Origin of the sequence: Nocardia jejuensis NBRC 103114, assembly GCF_001613145.1 — a bacterium.
GTDB classification, from domain to species: Bacteria; Actinomycetota; Actinomycetes; order Mycobacteriales; family Mycobacteriaceae; genus Nocardia; species Nocardia jejuensis.
On sequence record NZ_BDBU01000066.1, the window covers coordinates 1 to 948 of the forward strand.

Sequence of the window (948 nt, forward strand, 5' to 3'; positions counted from 1 at the left end):
GAACGACGCCTCGCGGTCATGTGGAACCGGTTGATCGTGCAGGTCGAAGAACGCTGCATGCCCCAACACGCTGGTGTCCGGAGTGCGGTGCGGTTCCTGGAAGACACGTTGCGGATTTCGCATATCGAAGCGTTCTCCCGGTTCAAGGCCGCTCAGCAACTCGGTACCTGGCATGAGGTCTCGGGCCGGGAGTTGCCGCCTCTGTTGCCGCACACCGCCAAAGCCCAAGAAGCAGGCGAGATCTCGCGTGATCACGCGCGCATGATCGGGAAGATCTACACGCGCCTGCCGCACGGGGTGAGCCCGGAACTCAAAGCCGAAGCCGAACAGTTGATGGCCGAGCACTCCCGGATCGGGTCTCCCGATGATTTGCCCACGATCGGTCAGGGCATCTTCGCCTATGTCGATCCTGATGGCACTTTGACTGATGATCTGGATCGGGCGCGGATGCGCGGTATCAGTCTCGGGCATGTGCGTGCGGATGGGATGTCCAGGATCTCCGGGGAGGTGACCCCCGCGCTGCGTGCGTTGTTCGAACCGGTCCTGGCGAAACTGGCCCGCCCCGGCATGTGTAATCCCGATGATCCGCAGAGCCCGTTCGCTGACACCGATCACGTGAGTCGGGAAGTCCTGGACGCGGCCGCCAAGCGTGATTCGCGCAGTGCCGCGCAGCGTAATCATGATGCGCTGCTGGCGTTCCTGCGCCCGGAAATAGGCCCCGGCAAGCTGGGTTCGCATCGTGGTGTGCCGGTCTCGGCGATCTTCACGATGAGTATCGCCGAACTCGAGGAGGCCGCCGGTGTGGTGACGACCGCCTCGGGTGGCACCGTGTCGATCCCGGAAGCCCTCAAGTTGGCGGAGCGGTCCAAGCCGTTCCTGGCGTTGTTCGACCACCACGGCATGCCGCTGCATCTGGGACGCTCGAAGCGTTTGGCGAATTCATACCAG

At 63.4% G+C, this 948-nt stretch carries 1 protein-coding gene; it reads left to right on the forward strand.

Annotated elements, in window-relative coordinates:
- Positions 1-57: 57 nt before the first annotated feature.
- The coding region (locus tag NJ1_RS35520) for a DUF222 domain-containing protein (protein ID WP_245717727.1) at positions 58-948 on the forward strand (891 nt) is incomplete at its 3' end.